Here is a 24,928-nt window from a genome sequence, read left to right as displayed (position 1 = left end):
ATCATGGCACAACAAATTGTAGTTGTTGGTTTAGGTAATTATAGTATTGATGAATTACCTATGGGTGTCTATCGTAAACTGCAGTCTGTTGACACAGTATATGCGAGAACATTAGAACATCCAGTCATAAATGAATTAAAGGATATAAACTGGAAAAGCTTTGACAGTGTTTATGAAAAGCATGACGACTTTATTAATGTATATACGGAAATAGTAGATACATTAATTGAAAAAGCTGAAACTGAAGATGTCATTTATGCTGTTCCTGGTGACCCATCAGTTGCAGAAACAACGACACAACTTCTGTTAGAAAAGTTCCCAAATGTAAAAATTCTTGGAGGAAAAAGCTTTTTAGATGATATGTTTAGAGCAGTTAACATTGATCCCAATGATGGCTTTACATTATTAGATGGAACTAATTTATCTGAAACAACATTAAATGTAAGAACAAATACGATTATTACTCAAGTGTATGACCAATTAGTTGCTTCAGATATAAAAGTGACATTAATGGAAAGATATCCTGACGAGCATGAAGTCATGATCGTGTCTAACGCTCGATTGGGTGAAGCGGATGTTATAACTTGTCCTTTATACGAAATGGATCATCATGCCGAATTATCTAATTTGACGAGTTTATTTGTTCCTAAGATTTTAGAAGAACATCAAATGTATAACGATTTCCAATATTTAGAACATACGATTGATACACTTGTATCTGAAGATGGTTGTCCATGGGATAAAGTGCAGACGCATGATTCCTTAAAACGTTATATTATTGAAGAAGCGTTTGAATTGATTGAAGCAATTGATGAAGAAGATATTGATCATATGGTAGAGGAGCTTGGCGATATCTTATTACAAGTAATGTTGCATGCTTCTATAGGTAAAAAAGAAGGCTTCTTCGATGTTAGAGAAGTGGTACAAGAACTAACAAGTAAGATGATCCGTAGACATCCGCATGTCTTTTCAGATCAAGAAGCCAATGATATTGAAGACCTTAATCGAATTTGGCAAAGTGAAAAAATTAAAGAAGGTAAAGTAGAACGCGAGAAATTAGAAAAAATATTTGCTGATTACTTTTTGAAGCTGTATGATAAAACCAAATTAGAGGGTCTTGGAGAAGATGGACTAAAAGAATTTATAAACAAAGGAGACTTAACAATTTGAGATTAGATAAGTATTTAAAAGTATCTCGACTAATTAAACGTCGTACGCTTGCGAAAGAAGTAAGTGACCAAGGTAGAGTTAAAGTGAATGGTCAAACTGCTAAAGCAGGAACAGTGGTAAGTGTAGAAGACGAACTAGAAATAAGACTTGGAAATAGAATTATCGTTGTGAAAGTAACGGGATTGTCTGAGCATGCAAATAAAGAAAATGCTAAGACGATGTTTGAAGTAATCAAAGAAGAAAAAATACAAGATTCTTTATAAATAAGGAGGTACGTATATGGCGCAAAAAATTAAAAATCTAGATAATGAATTTACGCAGTCTCAAAATAAACGAAAGAAGACTGTCAATAAAACGCGCCAAGTGGTACGAAAGCGACTAACCTTATTTGGTGGAGTATTATTGTTAATGATTCTTATCATGATTATCATGTTGGTTCTTCAAAAAAATCGTAATGATGAATTAGTGCAAGAGCGTAAAGAGAAAGCTGTAACATATGAAAAAATGCAAGATAAAGAAATCGAGTTAAAAGAACAAATTAAACGACTTAATGATAAAGAATATATTGAAAAGCTTGCAAGAAGTGAATACTTCTTAAGTAATGATGGTGAAATAATATTTAAATTACCAGAAGAGAAAAAAGAATCGGAAAAATGATAAATAATCTATATATGACGTTGTATAATTTTGTATAGAAGCATATAATAAGGTTAAAGTGAAATTATATCAGGAGGATACAGTAATAATATGTCAATTGAAGTAGGCAATAAAGTCAAAGGGAAAGTTACAGGTATTAAGAATTTTGGTGCATTTGTAGAATTACCTGAAGGTAAAAGTGGCCTTGTGCACATCAGTGAAGTTGCTGATAACTACGTCGAGAACGTAAATGACCATTTAACTGTAGGCGACGAAGTAGAAGTTAAAGTATTAACAGTAGCCGACGATGGGAAAATTAGTTTATCTATAAAAAAAGCTAAAGAACGTCCAAAACGTCAAGCTCCAAAGAAAGAACCAAAGCCTGAAGATTTTGAGAAGAAATTAACAAACTTTTTGAAAGATAGTGAAGATAAGTTGACGTCTATTAAAAGACAAACTGAATCACGTCGTGGTGGAAAAGGTGCAAAACGATAATTGATTATAATAAAAAGAGGCTAATTAGTTGAGCCTCTTTTTATTTTGAACAGATCAAGTGAATTTTTAAAATTGAGGTGTGTAACAATGCTTGATATAACTTGGAATGAAAATGATAATTTAGCATTGGCTGTTTCGACTGGGATAGATAGTATGTCGCTATTACACATGTTAAATACAACATACAAGCACACATATCATCATTTAATTTGTTTACATGTTAATCATGGTTTAAGGTCAGAGTCAAAAGAAGAAGCGGAATTTATTGAACAATATTGTAAAGAACATAACATTAAAATATATATTAGAACACTAGATTTAAGCGAAGTTGTTAATCGAAATAAAAGCATACAAGATGTGTCTAGAAAGATAAGGTATGAATGGTTTGATGAAATGATGCAACGCACTCAGAGTGACGTGTTATTAACAGCACATCACTTAGATGATCAAAAAGAAACAATATCATATCGATTATTTACTGGAAGAATTGGCCGTGCTTCATTAGGCATCAATCAAGTTCAAAAAAGAAATGATTATGTTATTTGCAGACCATTTTTAAACGTATCTAAATCAACACTAAAGAAATATCAGCAAGAATTTGCATTTCGTTATTTTGAAGATGCTTCAAATAACGATAATAAATATACACGCAATTATATACGCAATAAAATATTACCGGTTATAGAGCAACGAGAAGATTTTTCAACAGGACATTTACTCGATTTAAATCAATGGATGAACGATGCAAGAAGTTTAATTATTGATCAAGCTAAAGCATTTATAAATAATGAAGTTCAGCAACTAGATAAAGTAGTGATTAATAGATGCGCATTTAATCAATTAAACCCTTTAGTTAAAACACAAGTACTAGATCAATTGCTAGAAACATATGTGCAGCAAAGGTTCAGCGTTAAGGCTTATAAAGAATGGATGAGTATATTTGACAATTTTGAAAAACAATCCATCTTTCATATATCTGATGATTGGCAGTTTATTGTTGCATATGATAAATTATTACTATGTGAAGATATTGAGTTCAATGCAAATTCTATATTTATAAATCGTAATGAACAATATGTATTTGGGAATTGGTTAATTGAAGCGAACGACATAGCATCGCCTTTATTTGTAAGAACGAGATTGTCTGGAGATCGTATTCAGTATTATAACCGGGGAAATAAACATCACAAAAAAGTTAACAGAATCATGATTGACAACAAGATAGACATACATAAACGAAACAATTGTCCAATTATTTTACATGGTGATGTTATTATTGCAATTGGTGACTTTTGGATAGATTCTAACTTTAAAAACGCATTAACTATTACTTATATTGGAGATGACTTTAATGAATGATTCGATTAAGTCTGTTGTATTATCAGAGGAACAGATTCAAGAAAGATGCAAAACATTAGGAAAGCAAATCACTGAAGATTATAATGGAAAGACACCTATTTGTGTTGGTATTTTAAAAGGTTCAATCATGTTTATGGCTGATTTAGTAAAATACATTGATACGCATATTGAATTAGATTTCATGGATGTATCTAGTTATCATGGTGGTACGGAATCAACGGGAGAAGTTAAAATTTTAAAAGATTTAAGTACTTCAGTAGAAAATAGAGATGTCATTATTATTGAAGACATTTTAGAAACGGGTACGACATTAAATTCTATAGTCGATTTATTGAAATATAGAAATGTTAAATCTATTGAAATCGTAACATTATTAGATAAACCGATGAAACGTAAAGTAGCTATTGAAGCTAAATATGTAGGCGAAAAAATTCCTGATGAATTTGTAGTAGGATATGGCCTTGATTTTGCAGAGAAATATCGTAACTTACCTTACATTGGTACGCTTAAACCAGAAATATACCAATGATGCGTATAATTAAGGTTAATTACTAGCGTAAGAAATTACAAATATGGTAAAATTTTTGTTAGTTTTATTAATTGAGTAGGAGGACAAATTGAATGCAAAAAGCTTTTCGAAATATATTAATGATCGCGCTTTTAGCTATCGTCCTATTTGGTGTTTTCCAGTTCATTAATGGCAATGGACAATCACCAAAACAGCTTACATATAACGAGTTTATGACGAAGCTTGAAAAAGGCGATTTAAAAACGTTAACTATTCAACCCGAACAGAATGTTTATATGGTTAGCGGTGAACTGAAAAAAGGTAAAGATGCAACATATACATCTTCTATCTTGTTTAACAACCAAGATGATTTGAAAAAAATTACTGAAACTGCCGAGAAACAAGATGAATTGAAATTTAATGTTAAAGAAGAAGAAAAACAAAGTGTCTTTGTTAGTGTCTTAACAACGCTTATCCCTGTTTTAATTATTGCATTTTTATTCATATTCTTCTTAAGCCAAATGCAAGGCGGCGGCGGTGGCGGCGGCCGAGTAATGAACTTTGGTAAATCAAAAGCCAAGCTTTATGATAACCAGAAGAAACGTGTACGATTCTCTGATGTAGCAGGTGCTGATGAAGAGAAACAAGAATTAGTAGAAATTGTCGATTTCCTTAAAGATAATCGTAAGTTCAAAAAAATGGGTGCACGTATTCCTAAAGGTGTTTTACTCGTTGGTCCTCCAGGTACAGGTAAAACATTACTTGCTAGAGCGGTAGCTGGTGAAGCAGGAACACCATTCTTCTCAATAAGTGGTTCTGACTTTGTTGAGATGTTCGTTGGTGTCGGTGCCAGTCGTGTACGTGATTTATTTGAAAATGCTAAGAAAAATGCACCATGTATCATCTTTATAGATGAGATTGATGCAGTTGGTCGTCAGCGTGGAGCTGGTGTTGGTGGCGGTCACGACGAACGTGAACAAACGTTAAACCAATTATTAGTTGAAATGGATGGATTCGGTGAAAATGAAGGCATCATTATGATTGCTGCAACAAACCGTCCTGATATTTTAGACCCAGCATTATTACGTCCAGGTCGTTTCGACAGACAAATTCAAGTAGGACGTCCTGATGTTAGAGGACGTGAAGCAGTACTTAAAGTGCATGCTCGTAATAAACCTTTTGATGAAACAGTTGATTTAAAAGCAGTTTCTCAAAGAACACCAGGATTCTCTGGTGCAGATTTAGAAAACTTATTAAACGAAGCATCATTAGTAGCTGCGCGTTCTAATAAAACTAAAATTGATATGAGAGATATAGAAGAAGCAACAGATAGAGTGATTGCAGGTCCTGCTAAGAAAACAAGAATGATTTCTGAAAAAGAAAGAAATATTGTTGCTTATCATGAAGCTGGTCACACAATTATCGGCTGTGTATTAGATGAAGCTGAAATGGTTCATAAAGTTACCATTGTTCCACGTGGACAAGCTGGTGGTTACGCAATGATGCTTCCTAAAGAAGATCGTTACTTTATGACTGAACCAGAACTATTGGATAAAATAGTTGGTTTACTAGGTGGTCGTGTATCTGAAGAAATTAACTTTGGAGAAGCATCAACTGGTGCTCATAATGACTTCCAACGTGCGACAAGTATTGCACGTAAGATGGTTACTGAATATGGTATGAGTAAAAAATTAGGTCCATTACAATTTGGTAGTTCTGATAGTGGACAAGTATTCTTAGGTAAAGAAATGCAATCTGAACCAAACTATTCAGACCAAATTGCGTATGAAATTGATTCAGAAGTTCAACGTATTATTAAAGAACAATACGAACGTTGTAAACGAATTTTAACTGAAAATAAAGAACAATTAGTATTAATCGCTAAAACTTTATTAGTTGAAGAAACGTTAGTGGCTGAACAAATTCAATCATTATTCCATGAAGGTAAGTTACCAGAAGTTAAATATGATGATTCTCATTTAAACGAAAATGATGATTCAGATGAAGATAAATATGAAGGTGACTTAAAAGAACAAGAAGGTACATTAGATATTGAAGACGATGAAGTTGGTAAATCTTATGAAGAAGTTAAAGATGAAGTATCTCATGAAGAAAAAAATGAAGATGCAGATTCAGATAGCGAATCAAAAGAGCCAGCTCACGAAGAAGAGCCAAATATTGATGACCTAGGTGACAACAAACCGACAGATCGTAAAAAATAATTTCACAAAGTCCCTTTCAATGCATTGATTGAGAGGGGCTTTTTTTAAAGAAGGAGTATAAAAATGACACAAGATTATTTAGTAAGAGGCTTAGCTTTTAACGATGAAGTTAGAGCTTTTGCTGTAAAAACAACAAATACTGTTCAAGAAGCACAAACACGCCATTATACTTGGCCAACAGCATCAGCTGCATTAGGAAGATCTATGACAGCAGGTATAATGATGGGTTCAATGTTGAAAAATGAAGAAAAATTAACGATAACGATTGATGGTGGTGGACCAATCGGAAAAATTATGGTCGATGCTAATGGTAAAGGTGAAGTAAGAGGATACGTGCAAAACCCTCAAATACATTTTCCATTAAATGAACAAGGTAAATTAGATGTGAGACGTGCAGTGGGAACGGAAGGTATGTTAAATGTTGTTAAAGACATTGGATTGAAAGACTACTTTACAGGTTCTACACCAATTGTTTCTGGAGAACTAGGAGAAGACTTCACATACTATTTTGTTACAAGTGAACAAGTTCCTTCAGCTGTAGGACTTGGCGTACTTGTTAATCCTGATAACTCTATTAAAGCTGCAGGTGGATTTATTATTCAGTTAATGCCGGGAGCATCTGAAGAAACTATTTCAGCAATAGAAGAAAAAATAAATCAAATGGAACCAGTATCTAAATTAATAGATAGAGGTTTATCACCTGAAGAACTGATTGAAACAGTATTAGGTAAAGAAAATACGAGAATTATTAATAATATGGATATAGATTTCAAATGTAATTGCTCTAGAGAGAAATTTTTAAATGCTATTAAAGGTCTTGGTGAAGCAGAAATCGATGGCATGATAGAAGAAGATCATGGTGCCGAAGCTGAATGTCATTTCTGTAGAACAAAGTATCAATATAGTGAAGAAGAGCTTGTCGCGCTTAAAAATTCGCTTTAATTTAGTAAATACTTTCACTTTATTTGAACTTTTGTTATAATCAATATATCCGATAAATAAACTAAGGTATAAAATACTGTTTAGGAGTGAAGTATAAATGGCTAAGAGAGTAAATAATATTGTAGAATTAATAGGTGACACACCTGTTGTTAAATTAAACAATGTAGTTGAAGATGGTTCAGCAGATGTATATGTTAAATTAGAATATCAAAACCCAGGTAGTTCGGTTAAAGATAGAATTGGTTTAGCAATGATAGAAGCCGCTGAAAAAGAAGGAAAAATTAAACCAGGTGACACTATTATTGAACCTACATCAGGTAACACTGGTATCGGTTTAGCGATGGTTGCAGCTGCTAAAGGTTATAAAGCAGTATTTGTTATGCCAGATACAATGAGTAGTGAACGTCGCGCATTATTAAAAGCTTACGGTGCTGAATTAGTATTAACACCTGGAGCTGAAGGTATGAAAGGCGCGATTAAAAAAGCTAAAGAGCTTAAAGAGGAAAAAGGTTACTTTGAACCTCAACAATTCGAAAACCCAGCGAATCCTAAAGTACATGAGTTAACTACAGGACCTGAAATTGTAGAACAATTTGACGGCGTTCAAGTAGATGCTTTCTTAGCTGGCGTTGGTACAGGTGGTACTTTAACAGGAGCTGGTAAAGTATTGAAAGAAAAATATCCTGAAATACAAATCGTTGCGATTGAACCAGAAGCTTCTGCAATTTTAAGTGGTGGTAATCCTGGACCGCATAAATTACAAGGTTTAGGTGCTGGATTTGTACCTGACACATTAGACACTGACGTTTATGATGATGTCATTAAAGTTGGAAACGAAGAAGCAATGGCAATGTCTAGAAAAGTTGCTAAAGAAGAAGGTATTCTTGGTGGTATTTCATCAGGAGCTGCAATTGTAGCTGCGTTGAAAAAAGCTAAAGAATTAGGTGAAGGAAAAACAGTTGTAACTGTATTACCAAGTAATGGTGAACGTTACCTATCTACTCCTTTATACGCTTTTGAAGACTAAGCATTTAAAATCATAATAATGCATTAAGTATCACGTCTATAATAAATAACTTTTATAAGTTATTTCATTTAGGCGTGATTTTTTAAATTTGTTATAATAAGTTTATCTATGTGAAAAGGAAGGAAGACTATTTTGGTTAATACAAAAATCATGGGCATTTTGAATGTTACGCCAGATTCATTTTCAGATGGTGGTTCATATAATAGTGTTGAAAAAGCAAGGGTTCATGCCGAAAAGCTTATTTCTGAAGGCGCTGATATTATAGATATCGGTGGAGTATCTACAAGACCTGGGTATACAGAAGTGAGTTTGGAAGAAGAGCTTAATAGAGTAATCCCGGTAGTAGAAGCGTTAAATGACTTAGATGTTCAGCTTTCAGTGGATACATATAGAAGCAAAGTTGCTGAAGAATCATTAAAGAGAGGCGTAACAATGATAAATGATCAGTGGGCTGGCCTTTATGATCCTGAAATTTTAAATGTCGTAGCCGAATACAACGCTGAAATTGTGCTTATGCATAATGGTGACGGTAATAGAGAACTTCCAGTTATGGAAGAATTATTACTTTCTTTATTAAAGCAGGCCAATCAAGCTGAAATGGCTGGAATTCCAGAGAAAAATATATGGTTAGATCCAGGGATAGGTTTCGCTAAATCGAGAGAAGAAGAACGCATAGTCATGTCGCGTTTAGATGAACTAGTTGCGACAGGTTATAATGTCTTACTTGCTACGAGTCGAAAACGATTAATTAATGATTTGTTAGGCGGCAATAGTAGTGTTGACGAACGAGATGAAGGTACAGTGGCTACTACGGCTTATGGTATTGAAAAAGGCGTTCGTGCTGTTAGAGTTCATAATGTACAAATGAACAAAAGGGTAGCACAGGTAATCGATACTTTAAAGGAGATTCGAGTCGATGGATAGAATTATATTAAAAGGCATGTCCTTTTATGGATATCATGGCGCATTTGAAGCGGAAAATGAGCTAGGACAAATATTTTTAGTGGATTTAGAATTATATTTAGATTTATCTGAAGCAGGAGAAACTGATGATCTTGAAAAGACAGTTCATTATGGAGAAGTGTTTGAATTGGTCAAAGAAATTATGGAAGGTAAACCCGTACAATTAATTGAACATCTCGCAGAACGTATTGCAAAACAAGTCTTTTCACACTATAATCGAGTATTGGAAACTAAAGTTAAAATTACAAAAAATAACCCACCGATACCAGGTCATTATGAAGGTGTAGGTATTGAGATAGTGAGGAAGAGATAAATGCATACCGCATATTTAGGTTTAGGCAGTAATATGGGGGACAGAGAACTTCAATTAGTAGAAGCAATTAAACTACTCAATGAAGTAGAAGGTATAGAAGTTACCCAAGAATCTCCAATATATGAAACAAAACCAATAGGATACACAGAACAACCTGATTTTTTGAACATGTGTATTGAAATCTCAACTGAATTAGAATCATCAGAGTTATTAAAAGTTTGTATGATGGTTGAACAACAGCTCCATCGAGTTAGAGTAGAAAGATGGGGGCCACGTACAATTGATATAGATATTTTATTATATGATCAATCCGTTATTCAATCACCAGACCTAGAAGTACCACACCCAAGAATGACAGAAAGAGCATTTGTGATGGTACCACTTAACGATATCGCCTCAAATGTAGTTGAACCAATATCTAAAAAATATATATGGGAACTATTGCTAAACGACGAACAAGTAGTAAAGTATAAGAGTGAAAGAAATTAGAGTGTCTGGAAATTAGGACATGTTGAAATGAACAACTGAGTAGTTTTGACGGCAATGGCAAGTCTTATATGTGCAAAAATGGTAAAGTGTGAAAAGCGATTAATCAAGCTGAAACTAGAGATGAATTAGTCGGTATCCTTGAACAGTTTGTTGAAGAAATAGCAGAAAAAGAAGAAGTTATTGCAATTTAATTAAGGAGTGGAATATCATGTCAGAAGAAATGAATGACCAAATGTTGGTTCGTAGACAAAAATTACAAGAATTAAGAGATTTAGGAATTGATCCATTCGGTGAAAAATTTGTAAGAAGCGGAGATTCTGAAACTTTGCACGAAGAATGGGATCAATTTAGTAAAGAAGAACTTCATGATAAAGAAGACGAATCAGCTGTTGCTATAGCAGGTCGTTTAATGACTAAAAGAGGTAAAGGTAAAGCCGGATTTGCTCATGTGAAAGATATTACTGGCCAAATTCAAATTTATGTTCGTAAAGACCAAGTTGGAGACGAGCAATTTGAAATATGGAATCATGCAGATTTAGGTGATATTGTCGGCGTTAAAGGTGTAATGTTTAAAACGAACACTGGGGAATTATCTGTTAAAGCTAAAGAATTTACAGTTTTAACTAAGTCTCTACGCCCTTTACCAGATAAATATCATGGTTTACAAGATATAGAGCAACGTTATCGTCAACGTTATTTAGATTTAATTACAAGTGAAGAATCAACTAAAACATTCATTACAAGAAGTCAAATCATTCAAGAAATGAGAAACTACCTAAACACTAAAGGATTCTTAGAAGTAGAAACGCCAATGATGCACCAAATCGCAGGTGGCGCTTCAGCACGTCCTTTCGTAACACATCACAACGCGCTTGATGCGACTTTATACATGAGAATCGCTATTGAATTGCACTTAAAACGATTAATCGTTGGTGGTTTAGAAAAAGTATATGAAATCGGAAGAGTATTCCGTAATGAAGGTGTATCAACAAGACACAACCCTGAATTTACAATGATTGAGTTATATGAAGCATATGCAGATTATAACGATATTATGGATTTAACAGAGTCAATGGTAGCTTCTATTGCTGAAAAAGTATTAGGCTCAACTACTGTTCAATACGGAGAAGAATCAATTGATTTAGCACCGAAATGGAAAAGATGGCACATGGTTGACGCAGTAAAAGAACATACTGGTGTCGATTTCTATGAAGTTAAAACGGATGAAGAAGCGCACGCTTTAGCAAAAGAACATAATATAGAAGTAGAAGGTCGTATGACGTATGGTCATATCTTAAATGAATTCTTTGAACAAAGAGTAGAAGAGAAACTTATTCAGCCTACATTTATTTATGGACATCCAATTGAGATATCACCATTAGCTAAGAAAAATCCTGAAGATCCAAGATTTACTGATCGTTTTGAGTTATTTATTGTAGGTAGAGAACATGCTAATGCATTTACTGAATTAAATGATCCGATAGATCAACGTGAAAGATTTGAAGCTCAAATGAAAGAAAAAGATCAAGGTAATGACGAAGCACATGAAATGGATGATGATTTCATTGAAGCTTTAGAATATGGTATGCCTCCAACTGGTGGATTAGGTATAGGTATTGATCGTTTAGTTATGTTATTAACAAATTCTGCATCTATAAGAGATGTTTTATTATTCCCATACATGAGACAAAAATAATAATTTACAAAAAATATGTGATCAACTACTTGTTGATTGCATATTTTTTTAATGTAAACATTATTAAAAACGTTGATATGAAGGGATTTGTAAAAATAATGATAAAAATTTTCGTTAAAGTGTTGACGAAAACTTAAAAATTAGGTACTATATATAGGTCGCTGAAAGCAGGACGCATTATCAATTCGAGATATTTGTAAAGAAAGTTAATAAGGTGTAAAATTGACTATTGAAAAGCCTTGATAAGTTCTTTATAATAAATAAGGTAAGACAAAAACGAAACAACATTGTCTGGTGGCGATAGCAAAGAGGTCACACCTGTTCCCATGCCGAACACAGAAGTTAAGCTCTTTAGCGCCGATGGTAGTTGGGCTTACGTTCCGCGAGAGTAGGACGCTGCCGGGCAATATTGTTAAAATGGAGAATTAGCTCAGCTGGGAGAGCATCTGCCTTACAAGCAGAGGGTCGGCGGTTCGAACCCGTCATTCTCCACCATTTTTGCCGGCCTAGCTCAACTGGTAGAGCAACTGACTTGTAATCAGTAGGTTGGGGGTTCAAGTCCTCTGGCCGGCACCATTTTTCAGAGCCATTAGCTCAGTTGGTAGAGCATCTGACTTTTAATCAGAGGGTCAGAGGTTCGAATCCTCTATGGCTCACCATTATTTAATATAATAATAAAAATAATAATTTAGCGGAAGTAGTTCAGCGGTAGAATACGACCTTGCCAAGGTCGGGGTCGCGGGTTCGAATCCCGTCTTCCGCTCCATTTTTATTTTTTTCTTGCCGGGGTGGCGGAACTGGCAGACGCACAGGACTTAAAATCCTGCGGTAAGTGATTACCGTACCGGTTCGATTCCGGTCCTCGGCACCATTTTTTTAGCGCCCGTAGCTCAATTGGATAGAGCGTTTGACTACGGATCAAGAGGCTAGGGGTTCGACTCCTCTCGGGCGCGCCATTTTTAAAATGAATTTAAAATAACGGGAAGTAGCTCAGCTTGGTAGAGCACTTGGTTTGGGACCAAGGGGTCGCAGGTTCGAATCCTGTCTTCCCGACTTCTATTAATACTTATGGGGGCTTAGCTCAGATGGGAGAGCGCCTGCTTTGCACGCAGGAGGTCAGCGGTTCGATCCCGCTAGTCTCCACCATTTAAAAAAATAGATTATGAACATTGAAAACTGAATGACAATATGTCAACGTTTAATTCCGATAAATGAGTACTGAAAGTACTTCAAAGAGTGATTGGCTTAACCAATCAAAGATGAGCTAATCAAGCTTACTTCTATTATGGAGAGTTTGATCCTGGCTCAGGATGAACGCTGGCGGCGTGCCTAATACATGCAAGTCGAGCGAACAGATGAGAAGCTTGCTTCTCTGATGTTAGCGGCGGACGGGTGAGTAACACGTGGGTAACCTACCTATAAGACTGGGATAACTCCGGGAAACCGGGGCTAATACCTGATAATATTTTGAACCGCATGGTTCAATAGTGAAAGACGGCTTCGGCTGTCACTTATAGATGGACCCGCGCCGTATTAGCTAGTTGGTAAGGTAATGGCTTACCAAGGCAACGATACGTAGCCGACCTGAGAGGGTGATCGGCCACACTGGAACTGAGACACGGTCCAGACTCCTACGGGAGGCAGCAGTAGGGAATCTTCCGCAATGGGCGAAAGCCTGACGGAGCAACGCCGCGTGAGTGATGAAGGTCTTAGGATCGTAAAACTCTGTTGTTAGGGAAGAACAAATTTGTTAGTAACTGAACAAGTCTTGACGGTACCTAACCAGAAAGCCACGGCTAACTACGTGCCAGCAGCCGCGGTAATACGTAGGTGGCAAGCGTTATCCGGAATTATTGGGCGTAAAGCGCGCGTAGGCGGTTTCTTAAGTCTGATGTGAAAGTCCACGGCTCAACCGTGGAAGGTCATTGGAAACTGGGGGACTTGAGTGCAGAAGAGGAGAGTGGAATTCCATGTGTAGCGGTGAAATGCGCAGAGATATGGAGGAACACCAGTGGCGAAGGCGGCTCTCTGGTCTGTAACTGACGCTGATGTGCGAAAGCGTGGGGATCAAACAGGATTAGATACCCTGGTAGTCCACGCCGTAAACGATGAGTGCTAAGTGTTAGGGGGTTTCCGCCCCTTAGTGCTGCAGCTAACGCATTAAGCACTCCGCCTGGGGAGTACGACCGCAAGGTTGAAACTCAAAGGAATTGACGGGGACCCGCACAAGCGGTGGAGCATGTGGTTTAATTCGAAGCAACGCGAAGAACCTTACCAAATCTTGACATCCTTTGATCGCTCTAGAGATAGAGTTTTCCCCTTCGGGGGACAAAGTGACAGGTGGTGCATGGTTGTCGTCAGCTCGTGTCGTGAGATGTTGGGTTAAGTCCCGCAACGAGCGCAACCCTTAAGCTTAGTTGCCATCATTAAGTTGGGCACTCTAGGTTGACTGCCGGTGACAAACCGGAGGAAGGTGGGGATGACGTCAAATCATCATGCCCCTTATGATTTGGGCTACACACGTGCTACAATGGATAATACAAAGGGCAGCGAAACCGCGAGGTCAAGCAAATCCCATAAAATTATTCTCAGTTCGGATTGTAGTCTGCAACTCGACTACATGAAGCTGGAATCGCTAGTAATCGTAGATCAGCATGCTACGGTGAATACGTTCCCGGGTCTTGTACACACCGCCCGTCACACCACGAGAGTTTGTAACACCCGAAGCCGGTGGAGTAACCTTTTATTAGGAGCTAGCCGTCGAAGGTGGGACAGATGATTGGGGTGAAGTCGTAACAAGGTAGCCGTATCGGAAGGTGCGGCTGGATCACCTCCTTTCTAAGGATATTACGGAATGACCTTTAGGTCATGGAATTAACGTGGACATATTGTATTCAGTTTTGAATGTTTATTTAACATTCATCATTGCACATTGAAAACTAGATAAGTAAGCAAATAGATTTTACCAAGCAAAAAACCGAGTGAATTTCTAACGAAATTCAACAAGCTTAATAATCGCGCGTCGTCTTTTTAGACGACATCACAGATTAATAACAGTTATTTTCTTAAACATTTATGTATAAGGAAATATTAGATTAAGTTATTAAGGGCGCACGGTGGATGCCTTGGCACTAGAAGCCGAAGAAGGACGTTACTAACGACGATATGCTTTGGGGAGCTGTAAGTACGCTTTGATCCAGAGATTTCCGAATGGGGAAACCCAGCATGAGTTATGTCATGTTATCCACATATGAATACATAGTATGTGAGAAGGCACACCCGGAGAACTGAAACATCTTAGTACCCGGAGGAAGAGAAAGAAAACTCGATTCCCTGAGTAGCGGCGAGCGAAACGGGAATAGCCCAAACCAACAGGCTTGCCTGTTGGGGTTGTAGGACACTCAACACGGAGTTACAAAGGAAATAATTAGACGAATGGCTTTGGAAAAGCCAACCATAGAAGGTAAAAGTCCTGTAGTCGAAAGTTATTTCTCTCCTGAGTGGATCCTGAGTACGGCGGAACACGTGAAATTCCGTCGGAATCTGGGAGGACCATCTCCCAAGGCTAAATACTCTCTAGTGACCGATAGTGAACCAGTACCGTGAGGGAAAGGTGAAAAGCACCCCGGAAGGGGAGTGAAATAGAACCTGAAACCGTGTGCTTACAAATAGTCAGAGCCCGTTAATGGGTGATGGCGTGCCTTTTGTAGAATGAACCGGCGAGTTACGATTTGATGCAAGGTTAAGCAGTAAATGTGGAGCCGTAGCGAAAGCGAGTCTGAATAGGGCGAATGAGTATCTGGTCGTAGACCCGAAACCAAGTGATCTACCCATGTCCAGGTTGAAGTTCAGGTAACACTGAATGGAGGACCGAACCGACTTACGTTGAAAAGTGAGCGGATGAGGTGTGGGTAGCGGAGAAATTCCAATCGAACTTGGAGATAGCTGGTTCTCTCCGAAATAGCTTTAGGGCTAGCCTCAAGTGGTGATTATTGGAGGTAGAGCACTGTTTGGACGAGGGGCCCCTCTAGGGTTACCGAATTCAGACAAACTCCGAATGCCAAATAATTCAACTTGGGAGTTAGACTATGGGTGATAAGGTCCATAGTCGAAAGGGAAACAGCCCAGACCACCAGCTAAGGTCCCAAAATATATGTTAAGTGGAAAAGGATGTGGCGTTGCCCAGACAACTAGGATGTTGGCTCAGAAGCAGCCATCATTTAAAGAGTGCGTAATAGCTCACTAGTCGAGTGACACTGCGCCGAAAATGTACCGGGGCTAAACATATTACCGAAGCTGTGGATTATCCGTAAGGATAGTGGTAGGAGAGCGTTCTAAACGTGTCGAAGCATGATCGTAAGGACATGTGGAATGTTTAGAAGTGAGAATGCCGGTGTGAGTAGCGAAAGATGGGTGAGAATCCCATCCACCGATTGACTAAGGTTTCCAGAGGAAGGCTCGTCCGCTCTGGGTTAGTCGGGACCTAAGCCGAGGCCGATAGGCGTAGGCGATGGATAACAGGTAGATATTCCTGTACCACCTATGATTGTTTGAACGATGGGGGGACGCAGTAGGATAGGCGAAGCGTGCTGTTGGAGTGCACGTCCAAGCAACAAGACTGAGTGTTAGGCAAATCCGGCACTCGTAAGGTTGAGTTGTGATGGGGAGCTGGATCATGTATCCGGCGAGTCGTTGATTTCACACTGCCAAGAAAAGCCTCTAGTTAGAAAATAGGTGCCCGTACCGCAAACCGACACAGGTAGTCAAGATGAGAATTCTAAGGTGAGCGAGCGAACTCTCGTTAAGGAACTCGGCAAAATGACCCCGTAACTTCGGGAGAAGGGGTGCTTTTTAGGGTGCAAGCCTTGAAGAGCCGCAGTGAATAGGCCCAAGCGACTGTTTATCAAAAACACAGGTCTCTGCTAAACCGTAAGGTGATGTATAGGGGCTGACGCCTGCCCGGTGCTGGAAGGTTAAGAGGAGTGGTTAGCTTCTGCGAAGCTACGAATCGAAGCCCCAGTAAACGGCGGCCGTAACTATAACGGTCCTAAGGTAGCGAAATTCCTTGTCGGGTAAGTTCCGACCCGCACGAAAGGCGTAACGATTTGGGCACTGTCTCAACGAGAGACTCGGTGAAATCATAGTACCTGTGAAGATGCAGGTTACCCGCGACAGGACGGAAAGACCCCGTGGAGCTTTACTGTAGCCTGATATTGAAATTTGGCACAGCTTGTACAGGATAGGTAGGAGCCTTAGAAGCGTGAGCGCTAGCTTACGTGGAGGCGCTTGTGGGATACTACCCTGGCTGTGTTGACTTTCTAACCCGCACCATTTGATCATGGTGGGAGACAGTGTCAGGCGGGCAGTTTGACTGGGGCGGTCGCCTCCTAAAGAGTAACGGAGGCGCTCAAAGGTTCCCTCAGAATGGTTGGAAATCATTCGCAGAGTGTAAAGGCACAAGGGAGCTTGACTGCGAGACTTACAAGTCGAGCAGGGTCGAAAGACGGACTTAGTGATCCGGTGGTTCCGCATGGAAGGGCCATCGCTCAACGGATAAAAGCTACCCCGGGGATAACAGGCTTATCTCCCCCAAGAGTTCACATCGACGGGGAGGTTTGGCACCTCGATGTCGGCTCATCGCATCCTGGGGCTGTAGTCGGTCCCAAGGGTTGGGCTGTTCGCCCATTAAAGCGGTACGCGAGCTGGGTTCAGAACGTCGTGAGACAGTTCGGTCCCTATCCGTCGTGGGCGTAGGAAATTTGAGAGGAGCTGTCCTTAGTACGAGAGGACCGGGATGGACATACCTCTGGTGTACCAGTTGTCGCGCCAGCGGCATAGCTGGGTAGCTATGTATGGACGGGATAAGTGCTGAAAGCATCTAAGCATGAAGCCCCCCTCAAGATGAGATTTCCCAACTTCGGTTATAAGATCCCTCAAAGATGATGAGGTTAATAGGTTCGGGGTGTAAGCGCAGTAATGTGTGTAGCTGACGAATACTAATCGATCGAAGACTTAATCAAAATTTTTAAATCGGTTTTTTGCCGTAAAATCTGCTTACTATCTAGTTTTGAATGTGCAATACATTCTAATATAGTTTTTACTATTTGTCTGGTGACGATAGCAAAGAGGTCACACCTGTTCCCATGCCGAACACAGAAGTTAAGCTCTTTAGCGCCGATGGTAGTTGGGCTTACGTTCCGCGAGAGTAGGACGTTGCCGGGCAAATATTTATAAATGGATGCGATGAGCCGCACTCGAGACCTGTTAGGTCTCTTTTTTTTGTTCGAAATCTAGAAGGGAGCTAATAAAATGAAAAAATATTTTGAAGAGACGTTCAAAGTAAATAAAAAGAACTTAGCAACCAAAAAAGCATTAATGCAAGCTATTATAGTATTTATTATTTTATCGTCTAGTGTACTTTTTGGAAGATTCGATCTTGGATTGACGGCAGTACTAGGATCATTTAGTAATATTTATGTAATTAATGGATCTTATCCATCTAGAATAAGAAAAGTTATTGTCGTGTCTGTTATGTTAAGCATTTGTTTAATGTTAGGAACTTTAACAATTACAGTTCCATTTTTATATGCTTTAATATTAGGATTAATTGGTATGATTGCTCACTTTGTCTTAAAAGCATTTCAAATACCAGGACCATCTTCACTGTTTTTCGTACTTACTTATAGTGTTGCATCGATTATGCCTATTATGCCAGAAGATTTTCTGAACAGAGGTTTACTTGTATTATGTGGAGGACTTGTAAGTACAATAGTTGTTATAGTTGATGCTATTTTTAATCATAAAAAACCGGAAACTGAGAGTGTTTTAAATATTTTTAAAAATTTAGCTCATTTAACTAAAAACTTTAGTGGAAAAACATTTGATGATGCTCGTAGTGATACTTTAAACTCGATACATCATGCGACTAACACATTAACAACTGCGAATACTTTTTGGAATAAAAACAAAGATTATAATCGCTTATTACAATTAAAAGGTAGAGCAGAAGCTATATGGTCTAGTTGCTTAGAATTATCTTCAAAGGGCTATAAAGTTTTACCAATAGAAATAAGTGAATCTCTAAAATACATATATAAGAGAATTGAAGGAACTGAAACTTCAGATTATCTACCAATAGATTACACTGGAGAAGATATATATATAAGTGAATTAGCTGATTTGATTAATAATACGGTTAAGTTGCTTAATGAATCTGATTTACAACTAGACAAACAAATTAGCTATAGAAAGCCTATGTATTCAAGGATTATTAAAGAAAACTTATCTAAAGACTCTTTAGTGCTTATGTCATCTATGCAATATGGCATTATTTTATTTGCTTCTGTTATTATTGCATTTGGAATGGGATTTGAAAGAGCTTATTGGATACCTATGTCATGCTGTTCTGTATTGTTAGGTTCATCTTCTTTATCAACTATACAAAGAGCATTACAAAGAACAGTTGGTACAATTATAGGTATGTTAGTCGCAGTTTTGATTTTAGTATTTGAGCCGAATACATGGACCATTGTAATTTTAATGGCTATCTTGATGGGGACAGCTGAATTATTAATCGCATTTAACTATACGATTGCTGTTATGTTTATAACGCCAAATGTACTATTAATGTCTGCAGCTATAACTAAACACTTCGACACTTATTTAGTGGTACCTAGAATAACAGATGTTATCATTGGATCAGTGATAGGTTTGATAGGTGTACTAATAGTTGGAAGAAATCAAGCTTCTAAAAAATTACCGAAAACAATTAATAATACTTTGAGGTTACAAGCTAATATATTACACACACTATTTTCATCAAATAAATATCAACATAATATTGCAGATTCAACAATCATCAGAGAAATGCATACAGAAATCATGAATACTAAAGCGATGTATCAAGCAGCTTTAAATGAAATGGATAACAACGTTAAGAAGGTTGAATATTTATATCCAATTATATTTACCGTAGAGCAATTAGCTTTTACATTAGAAAGAGCATATGAAAAAGGTAACATCAGTACTTTATCTGATCAATCTATAGGTCTTTACTTAACAACCTATGAAAATATATGCAAAAAAGTAGTGTTTAATACAAGTTATGAACCTATTGAATTACCGCAATTAAAAGAGTTTACGAGTATTAGAACGGAATTAATGAAATTGCAAAGTTTAAGCAGTAATAAATTAGACAAAAAGACTTCATAACGATGAAGTCTTTTTTCTTTTGGTTAAACATGATATTAATGCGTTAATATGATCTTCTGTATCTTCTGTATTTATTCCGCCAAAGCCCAGTACAAAATGTGGTTTGTTGTCTGTTTTTTTGAAACGGTAGTGAGATAGTGGTTTTATGTCTATATCAGCTTCTTTAATTCTGCTTATACAGTCTTCTATAGTTAGACCGTTTGTAACAGTTAATATAAAATGCATCCCGGTTAATTCTCCTGAGATTGCAAAAGTTTCTGGATACTTTCTAAGTTGTTTGAGAATATGATCTCTTTTAGTTCTATATATTTTCCTCATTCGATTCAGATGTCTTTCAAAATGTCCTTCATTCATAAAACGACTGAGCATGTATTGAGTATGTCTAGGTACCGTGCCACCTTCTATATTGGTTTTCTTTTGATAGAGTGTGATTAAGTTTTTAGGTAATACTGCATAAGCTACACGTAGAGACGGAGAGATTGATTTAGAGAATGTACTGACATATATAACACTATCGGAGTTGTCTAAACTTTGTAGCGCTGGAATAGGTCTGCCACCATATCTGAATTCCGAGTCATAGTCATCTTCAATTATAAAGCGATTAGATTTCTCTGATGCCCATTTTATAAGTTGAGTTCGTCGTTTTAAATCCATAATGACGCCGGTAGGAAACTGATGGCTTGGTGTGATATAGACGACATCATAATCAGTCTTTTTGATTTGTTCAATATCAATTCCATTTTGCGTTACAGGTATAAACTCAAAAGGTACATGTTTTCTTTTGAGTAAATTTCTCACTTGTTTATATAGTGGGTCTTCTATCATATATTTTGAATCAGAAATCATATCTGTGATAATGGATAATAATTGTTCAGTTGATGAACCTACAATGATTTGTTGTGGTGAACAGTTCACGCCACGACTGTGAAATACATAATGTCCGATTTCTTTTCTTAAATTTAAATCTCCTTGTTTATGACCACTATCCAAAAGGTGAACTTGTTGCTCGTCGAATGCTTCTTTTGCATATTTTCTGAACAGGTCACTTGGGAAGTGTTCTTTATCTATTGCACCCAGTTTAAAACTATATTTATAGCTTATTTCATCTTGGTTAGTTTGAGCAGGTACTTTTGTTTTATAAGTTACAGGCAAGTTTACAATATCATTAATATAGAAGCCTGATCGATTTTTGCTATAAATATAACCCTCGTCACATAGTAGTTGATATGCATGTTCGATAGTTGTCTGACTGACAGAGAGATAGTGACTCAATTGTCTTTTTGAAGGTAGTTTTTCATCGTGTCTCATGACATCGTTAATGATATTTTGTTTAATATTTTCATAAAGTTGTTGGTATATTGGTATATTAATATTTCTATTAATATCAAACATAAGCATTTCCATATCGTTAACCTCAAATCTGACCACTTATTTTTTGATAAATCTGACTCTTTTAGCAGTTCAGAATTTAGTATAACCTACTAATAAGCGGTTTAAAAGGAGGAAGTTTTAAGATGTCAAAAATTACTGGTTCAGATAAAGTTAAAAGAGGTATGGCAGAAATGCAAAAAGGTGGCGTAATCATGGATGTGGTTAATGCTGAACAAGCTAAGTTAGCTGAAGAGGCTGGTGCTGTAGCTGTAATGGCATTAGAACGTGTTCCATCTGATATTAGAGCGGCAGGTGGCGTAGCAAGAATGGCAGATCCTCGTATAGTGGAAGAAGTAATGAATGCTGTTTCAATTCCAGTTATGGCAAAAGGAAGAATTGGTCATATAACTGAAGCGCGCATTTTAGAATCAATGGGTGTGGATTACATAGATGAGTCAGAAGTATTAACACCAGCTGACGAAGAATATCATTTAAAGAAAGATGATTTTACAGTACCATTTGTATGTGGTTGCCGTAATTTAGGTGAAGCTGCACGTAGAATTGGTGAAGGTGCGGCCATGTTACGTACGAAAGGTGAGCCAGGTACTGGTAATATTGTTGAAGCTGTTCGTCATATGAGACAAGTTAATTCAGAAGTACGCAAATTAGCAGTTATGAGCGACGATGAAATTATGACTGAAGCTAAAAATATTGGTGCCCCTTATGAAATCCTAAAAGAAATTAAAGATTTAGGTCGTTTACCAGTTGTGAACTTTGCTGCAGGTGGTGTGGCAACACCAGCTGACGCTGCGTTAATGATGGAGTTAGGCGCTGACGGCGTATTTGTAGGTTCTGGTATATTCAAATCAGAAGCACCTGAAAAATTCGCAAAAGCTATCGTTCAAGCTACTACACATTACCAAGATTATAAATTGATCACTGAACTTTCTAAAGAATTAGGACCAGCTATGAAAGGTTTAGATATTAATCAATTATCATTAGAAGAACGTATGCAAGAGCGTGGATGGTAATATGAAAATTGGTGTTCTAGGTCTACAAGGTGCGGTAAGAGAGCATATTAAGCATATAGAGCAAACTGGTCATGAAGGTATTGTAATTAAGACAGTCAATCAATTAAATGAAATTGATGGTCTCGTATTACCTGGTGGAGAATCGACAACTATGCGAAGATTAATGGATTTATATGGTTTTACTGAGTTGCTGAGAAATAGTGAATTACCTATGTATGGCACTTGTGCTGGTCTTATACTGTTAGCTAAAGCAGTTGTTGGACAGGAAAGTCATTTAAATAAATTAAATGTAGTTGTTGAAAGAAATTCGTTTGGTAGACAAGTCGATAGTTTTGAACAGGATTTAGATGTGAAAGGAATAGATGAAGCGGTTAATGCAGTATTTATACGTGCCCCGCACATACAATCTGCTCATGAAGGTGTAGAAGTGTTATCTACAGTTGAAGATAGAATAGTAGCTGTAAGACAAAATCAATACTTAGGTATATCTTTCCATCCAGAACTAACAGATGATTATAAAATCATGAAATATTTTATTGAAGAAATTGTTGAACAATATCAAGTGAAACAACCACAATAAAAATAAAACAGTCAACTGGCTTAAAAAGTCAGTTGACTGTTTTTGTTTTATTATAAGAAGAATCCAGCGATAGTTGCTGATAAGAATGATACAAGTGTTGCACCGTATAATAGTTTTAAACCAAATCGTGCAACGTTATCTCCTTGTTTATCATTTAATGATTTTACAGCACCGGCAATGATACCAATTGATCCAAAGTTTGCAAATGAAACTAAGAATACAGAAATGATACCATTTGCTCTTTCAGAAATGTCTGCTTCAGGTAAAATACCCATTGCAACGAATTCATTCGAAAGAACTTTAGTTGCCATAATACTACCAGATTGTACTGCATCTGCCCATGGAATACCTGCTAAGAAAGCAAATGGGGCAAAGATAAATCCAATTAAAGTTTGGAAGTCCCAAGAAATAGAACCTCCAGAAACAGCTGAGAAGATATTAGATGTGACACCATTTAAGAGGCCAATCAATGCTACATAACCGATTAACATTGCTGCAACGATAACCGCTACTTTGAAACCATCTAAAATATATTCTCCTAACATTTCGAAGAACGACTGTTTTTCTCCAGACTCTTGAATCATAATGTCGTCTTCTTTAGGGTCTACTGTATATGGATTTATAATGGATGCCATAATAAATCCACCAAATAAGTTTAATACAATTGCTGTTACAACATATCTTGGTTCAACCATTGTAAAGTATGCACCGATAATAGATGCAGAAACTGTTGACATAGCTGAAGCAGTTAATGTATACATACGATGCTTAGGAATTAAAGGAAGTTGTTTTTTTATAGAAATAAATACTTCAGATTGACCTAAAATTGCAGATGCAACTGCGTTATATGATTCTAATTTTCCCATACCATTTATTTTAGAAATAACTAATCCTAAATATTTAATGATAAGAGGTAATACTTTAATATATTGTAAGATACCGATAAGTGCTGATACAAATACGATTGGCATCAATACGTTAAGGAAATAAACTGAAACAGGTTTGTTACTCTTTGGATCGACGTTTGCTACACCATCAAACACAAAGTTTATCCCCTCCATCGCTTTTGCTATGATATAGCTAAAGCCATTTGAAATTCCACCTATGATAGTTAATCCACCTGTTGTTTTTAATAATAAGAAAGCAAATATAAACTGAATTACGATCATTAATCCTATATACTGCCATCTGACGCGCATTTTATCAGAGCTTACTAGCCATGCTAAAAATAGGAATAATAAGATACCGATAATCCCGATAATATAATGCATTACTAACACACCTTTCCCTTGGTATTCTCTCTTTAATAACCTATCTTATATCATAACTTATTTCTTTTGAAAGCGGTATGAAATTTTAAAAATTTTTCAAGAAACAAATTAATTGAAATAATAAAGTGCAGAACATATAATATAGTCAAAGAAGGTCAAAAGAGGTGATGATTAATGCACAACATGTCGGATATCATTGAGCAATACTTAAAGCAATTGTTGGAAGAGGCTCAAGGTGATGTCGTTGAAATTAAACGTGCGCATATTGCTGAAAAGTTTGATTGTGTACCTTCCCAGTTAAACTATGTTATTAAAACAAGATTTACTAATGAGCACGGTTACGCTATTGAAAGTAAAAGAGGTGGTGGAGGTTACATTCGTATTTCTAAAGTCGAAACGAATAGTCAATCAGCATTTATTAGACATTTAATAGAGTTGACAGGTGATCAAATATCGCAAGCAAATGCATTTAGAATCGTTGACGGCTTATTTGAGAATAAGCTAATTACGGATAGAGAGAAAAAAATGATTTTACAAACACTTCATAGAGATACATTACAAATAGAAATACCATATAGAGATATTATTCGAGCAAATATATTGAAACGTATACTTGCCGTCATACATTATAGTTAAAAAGGAGT

The 24,928-nt window shown here is 36.9% G+C and carries 19 protein-coding genes, 8 tRNA genes and 4 rRNA genes; 29 read left to right on the top strand and 2 right to left on the bottom strand.

Translation table 11 applies throughout. From position 1 onward, the window contains the following. The first annotated feature begins 3 nt into the window (after positions 1 to 3). From PYW35_RS12640 to PYW35_RS12515, 26 genes are all read left to right on the top strand, one after another. Complete coding sequence (locus tag PYW35_RS12640; protein WP_103322997.1) at positions 4 to 1,170, top strand: MazG nucleotide pyrophosphohydrolase domain-containing protein; 1,167 nt, start codon at positions 4 to 6, stop codon at positions 1,168 to 1,170. Then, the gene (locus tag PYW35_RS12635) at positions 1,167 to 1,433 is read left to right on the top strand and encodes an RNA-binding S4 domain-containing protein (RefSeq protein WP_016911361.1); all 267 of its coding nucleotides are present in this window, start codon (positions 1,167 to 1,169) and stop codon (positions 1,431 to 1,433) included. Before PYW35_RS12640 ends, PYW35_RS12635 begins: the two co-directional genes overlap by 4 nt. Positions 1,434 to 1,449: 16 nt before the next feature. Further along, a complete protein-coding gene (locus PYW35_RS12630; protein ID WP_016911362.1) occupies positions 1,450 to 1,827 on the top strand; it encodes an FtsB family cell division protein in 378 nt (125 codons plus the stop codon). A 90-nt stretch (positions 1,828 to 1,917) separates the two neighbouring features. Continuing rightward, positions 1,918 to 2,301 carry a S1 domain-containing RNA-binding protein gene (locus tag PYW35_RS12625; protein ID WP_016911363.1) on the top strand — a complete coding sequence of 128 codons (384 nt, stop codon included), beginning with the start codon at positions 1,918 to 1,920 and terminating at the stop codon, positions 2,299 to 2,301. An 87-nt stretch (positions 2,302 to 2,388) separates the two neighbouring features. Beyond that, positions 2,389 to 3,660, top strand: a complete 1,272-nt coding sequence (gene tilS / locus PYW35_RS12620; RefSeq protein ID WP_103322998.1) for a tRNA lysidine(34) synthetase TilS — start codon at positions 2,389 to 2,391, stop codon at positions 3,658 to 3,660. Beyond that, positions 3,653 to 4,189, top strand: coding sequence for a hypoxanthine phosphoribosyltransferase (hpt, locus tag PYW35_RS12615; RefSeq protein ID WP_016911365.1), 537 nt, complete (start codon positions 3,653 to 3,655; stop codon positions 4,187 to 4,189). Before tilS ends, hpt begins: the two co-directional genes overlap by 8 nt. A 92-nt stretch (positions 4,190 to 4,281) precedes the next feature. Next, positions 4,282 to 6,390, top strand: a complete 2,109-nt coding sequence (ftsH, locus tag PYW35_RS12610; RefSeq protein WP_016911366.1) for an ATP-dependent zinc metalloprotease FtsH — start codon at positions 4,282 to 4,284, stop codon at positions 6,388 to 6,390. Positions 6,391 to 6,453: 63 nt separating this feature from the next. After that, entirely contained in the window at positions 6,454 to 7,332 is an 879-nt protein-coding gene (hslO, locus tag PYW35_RS12605) for an Hsp33 family molecular chaperone HslO (RefSeq protein WP_016911367.1), read from the top strand. Between the two features lie 97 nt (positions 7,333 to 7,429). Continuing rightward, the gene (gene cysK, locus PYW35_RS12600; RefSeq protein ID WP_016911368.1) at positions 7,430 to 8,359 is read left to right on the top strand and encodes a cysteine synthase A; all 930 of its coding nucleotides are present in this window, start codon (positions 7,430 to 7,432) and stop codon (positions 8,357 to 8,359) included. Positions 8,360 to 8,491: 132 nt separating this feature from the next. Further along, on the top strand, positions 8,492 to 9,283 hold the full coding sequence (folP, locus tag PYW35_RS12595) for a dihydropteroate synthase (protein WP_016911369.1): 792 nt from the start codon (positions 8,492 to 8,494) through the stop codon (positions 9,281 to 9,283). Further along, the gene (gene folB / locus PYW35_RS12590; protein WP_016911370.1) at positions 9,276 to 9,635 is read left to right on the top strand and encodes a dihydroneopterin aldolase; all 360 of its coding nucleotides are present in this window, start codon (positions 9,276 to 9,278) and stop codon (positions 9,633 to 9,635) included. Before folP ends, folB begins: the two co-directional genes overlap by 8 nt. Further along, entirely contained in the window at positions 9,636 to 10,124 is a 489-nt protein-coding gene (gene folK / locus PYW35_RS12585; protein ID WP_016911371.1) for a 2-amino-4-hydroxy-6-hydroxymethyldihydropteridine diphosphokinase, read from the top strand. Positions 10,125 to 10,332: 208 nt separating this feature from the next. Continuing rightward, a complete protein-coding gene (gene lysS, locus PYW35_RS12580) occupies positions 10,333 to 11,820 on the top strand; it encodes a lysine--tRNA ligase (RefSeq protein WP_016911372.1) in 1,488 nt (495 codons plus the stop codon). 290 nt (positions 11,821 to 12,110) lie between these two features. Next, positions 12,111 to 12,225 (top strand): 5S ribosomal RNA (rrf, locus tag PYW35_RS12575). 14 nt (positions 12,226 to 12,239) lie between these two features. Further along, positions 12,240 to 12,315, top strand: a tRNA-Val gene (locus PYW35_RS12570). Between the two features lie 5 nt (positions 12,316 to 12,320). Further along, positions 12,321 to 12,396 (top strand) — tRNA-Thr (locus tag PYW35_RS12565). A 7-nt stretch (positions 12,397 to 12,403) separates the two neighbouring features. Continuing rightward, a tRNA-Lys gene (locus PYW35_RS12560) sits at positions 12,404 to 12,479 on the top strand. Between the two features lie 32 nt (positions 12,480 to 12,511). Continuing rightward, positions 12,512 to 12,586 (top strand) — tRNA-Gly (locus PYW35_RS12555). 16 nt (positions 12,587 to 12,602) lie between these two features. Further along, positions 12,603 to 12,691, top strand: a tRNA-Leu gene (locus PYW35_RS12550). Between the two features lie 8 nt (positions 12,692 to 12,699). Further along, positions 12,700 to 12,776 (top strand) — tRNA-Arg (locus PYW35_RS12545). Positions 12,777 to 12,799: 23 nt separating this feature from the next. Next, positions 12,800 to 12,873, top strand: a tRNA-Pro gene (locus PYW35_RS12540). 17 nt (positions 12,874 to 12,890) lie between these two features. Continuing rightward, positions 12,891 to 12,966 (top strand) — tRNA-Ala (locus PYW35_RS12535). A 136-nt stretch (positions 12,967 to 13,102) separates the two neighbouring features. After that, positions 13,103 to 14,658: ribosomal RNA gene (locus PYW35_RS12530) — 16S ribosomal RNA — on the top strand. A 255-nt stretch (positions 14,659 to 14,913) separates the two neighbouring features. Further along, positions 14,914 to 17,840, top strand: a 23S ribosomal RNA gene (locus tag PYW35_RS12525). 87 nt (positions 17,841 to 17,927) lie between these two features. Further along, positions 17,928 to 18,042, top strand: a 5S ribosomal RNA gene (gene rrf / locus PYW35_RS12520). The 16S, 23S and 5S rRNA genes sit together here with 8 tRNA genes alongside, the layout of an rRNA operon. Positions 18,043 to 18,129: 87 nt before the next feature. Continuing rightward, positions 18,130 to 20,031, top strand: a complete 1,902-nt coding sequence (locus PYW35_RS12515; protein ID WP_103322214.1) for an FUSC family protein — start codon at positions 18,130 to 18,132, stop codon at positions 20,029 to 20,031. Here the strand turns inward: PYW35_RS12515 and pdxR are convergent. Then, positions 20,026 to 21,435, bottom strand: a complete 1,410-nt coding sequence (gene pdxR / locus PYW35_RS12510) for a MocR-like pyridoxine biosynthesis transcription factor PdxR (RefSeq protein WP_103322213.1) — start codon at positions 21,433 to 21,435, stop codon at positions 20,026 to 20,028. The genes PYW35_RS12515 and pdxR overlap by 6 nt on opposite strands. Before the next feature lie 110 nt (positions 21,436 to 21,545). On the opposite strand from pdxR, the gene pdxS reads away from it, so the two are divergent. Together pdxS and pdxT are read left to right on the top strand one after the other, a co-directional pair. Next, complete coding sequence (gene pdxS / locus PYW35_RS12505) at positions 21,546 to 22,433, top strand: pyridoxal 5'-phosphate synthase lyase subunit PdxS (RefSeq protein ID WP_103322212.1); 888 nt, start codon at positions 21,546 to 21,548, stop codon at positions 22,431 to 22,433. A gap of 1 nt (position 22,434) precedes the next feature. Continuing rightward, entirely contained in the window at positions 22,435 to 23,013 is a 579-nt protein-coding gene (pdxT, locus tag PYW35_RS12500) for a pyridoxal 5'-phosphate synthase glutaminase subunit PdxT (protein WP_103322211.1), read from the top strand. Between the two features lie 50 nt (positions 23,014 to 23,063). On the opposite strand, the gene PYW35_RS12495 is transcribed toward pdxT, so the two are convergent. Then, positions 23,064 to 24,284 (bottom strand): NupC/NupG family nucleoside CNT transporter, encoded by a 1,221-nt coding sequence (locus tag PYW35_RS12495; RefSeq protein WP_016911179.1) that lies wholly within the window; start codon positions 24,282 to 24,284, stop codon positions 23,064 to 23,066. 174 nt (positions 24,285 to 24,458) lie between these two features. Between PYW35_RS12495 and PYW35_RS12490 the strand changes: the two genes are divergently transcribed. Next, positions 24,459 to 24,920 carry a CtsR family transcriptional regulator gene (locus PYW35_RS12490; protein ID WP_016911178.1) on the top strand — a complete coding sequence of 154 codons (462 nt, stop codon included), beginning with the start codon at positions 24,459 to 24,461 and terminating at the stop codon, positions 24,918 to 24,920. Positions 24,921 to 24,928 lie beyond the last annotated feature (8 nt).

Origin of the sequence: Mammaliicoccus vitulinus (assembly GCF_029024305.1) — a bacterium.
GTDB classification, from domain to species: Bacteria; Bacillota; Bacilli; order Staphylococcales; family Staphylococcaceae; genus Mammaliicoccus; species Mammaliicoccus vitulinus.
Note: the sequence above shows the minus strand (reverse complement) of the source record. Positions and strands in the feature narration are given on the sequence as shown.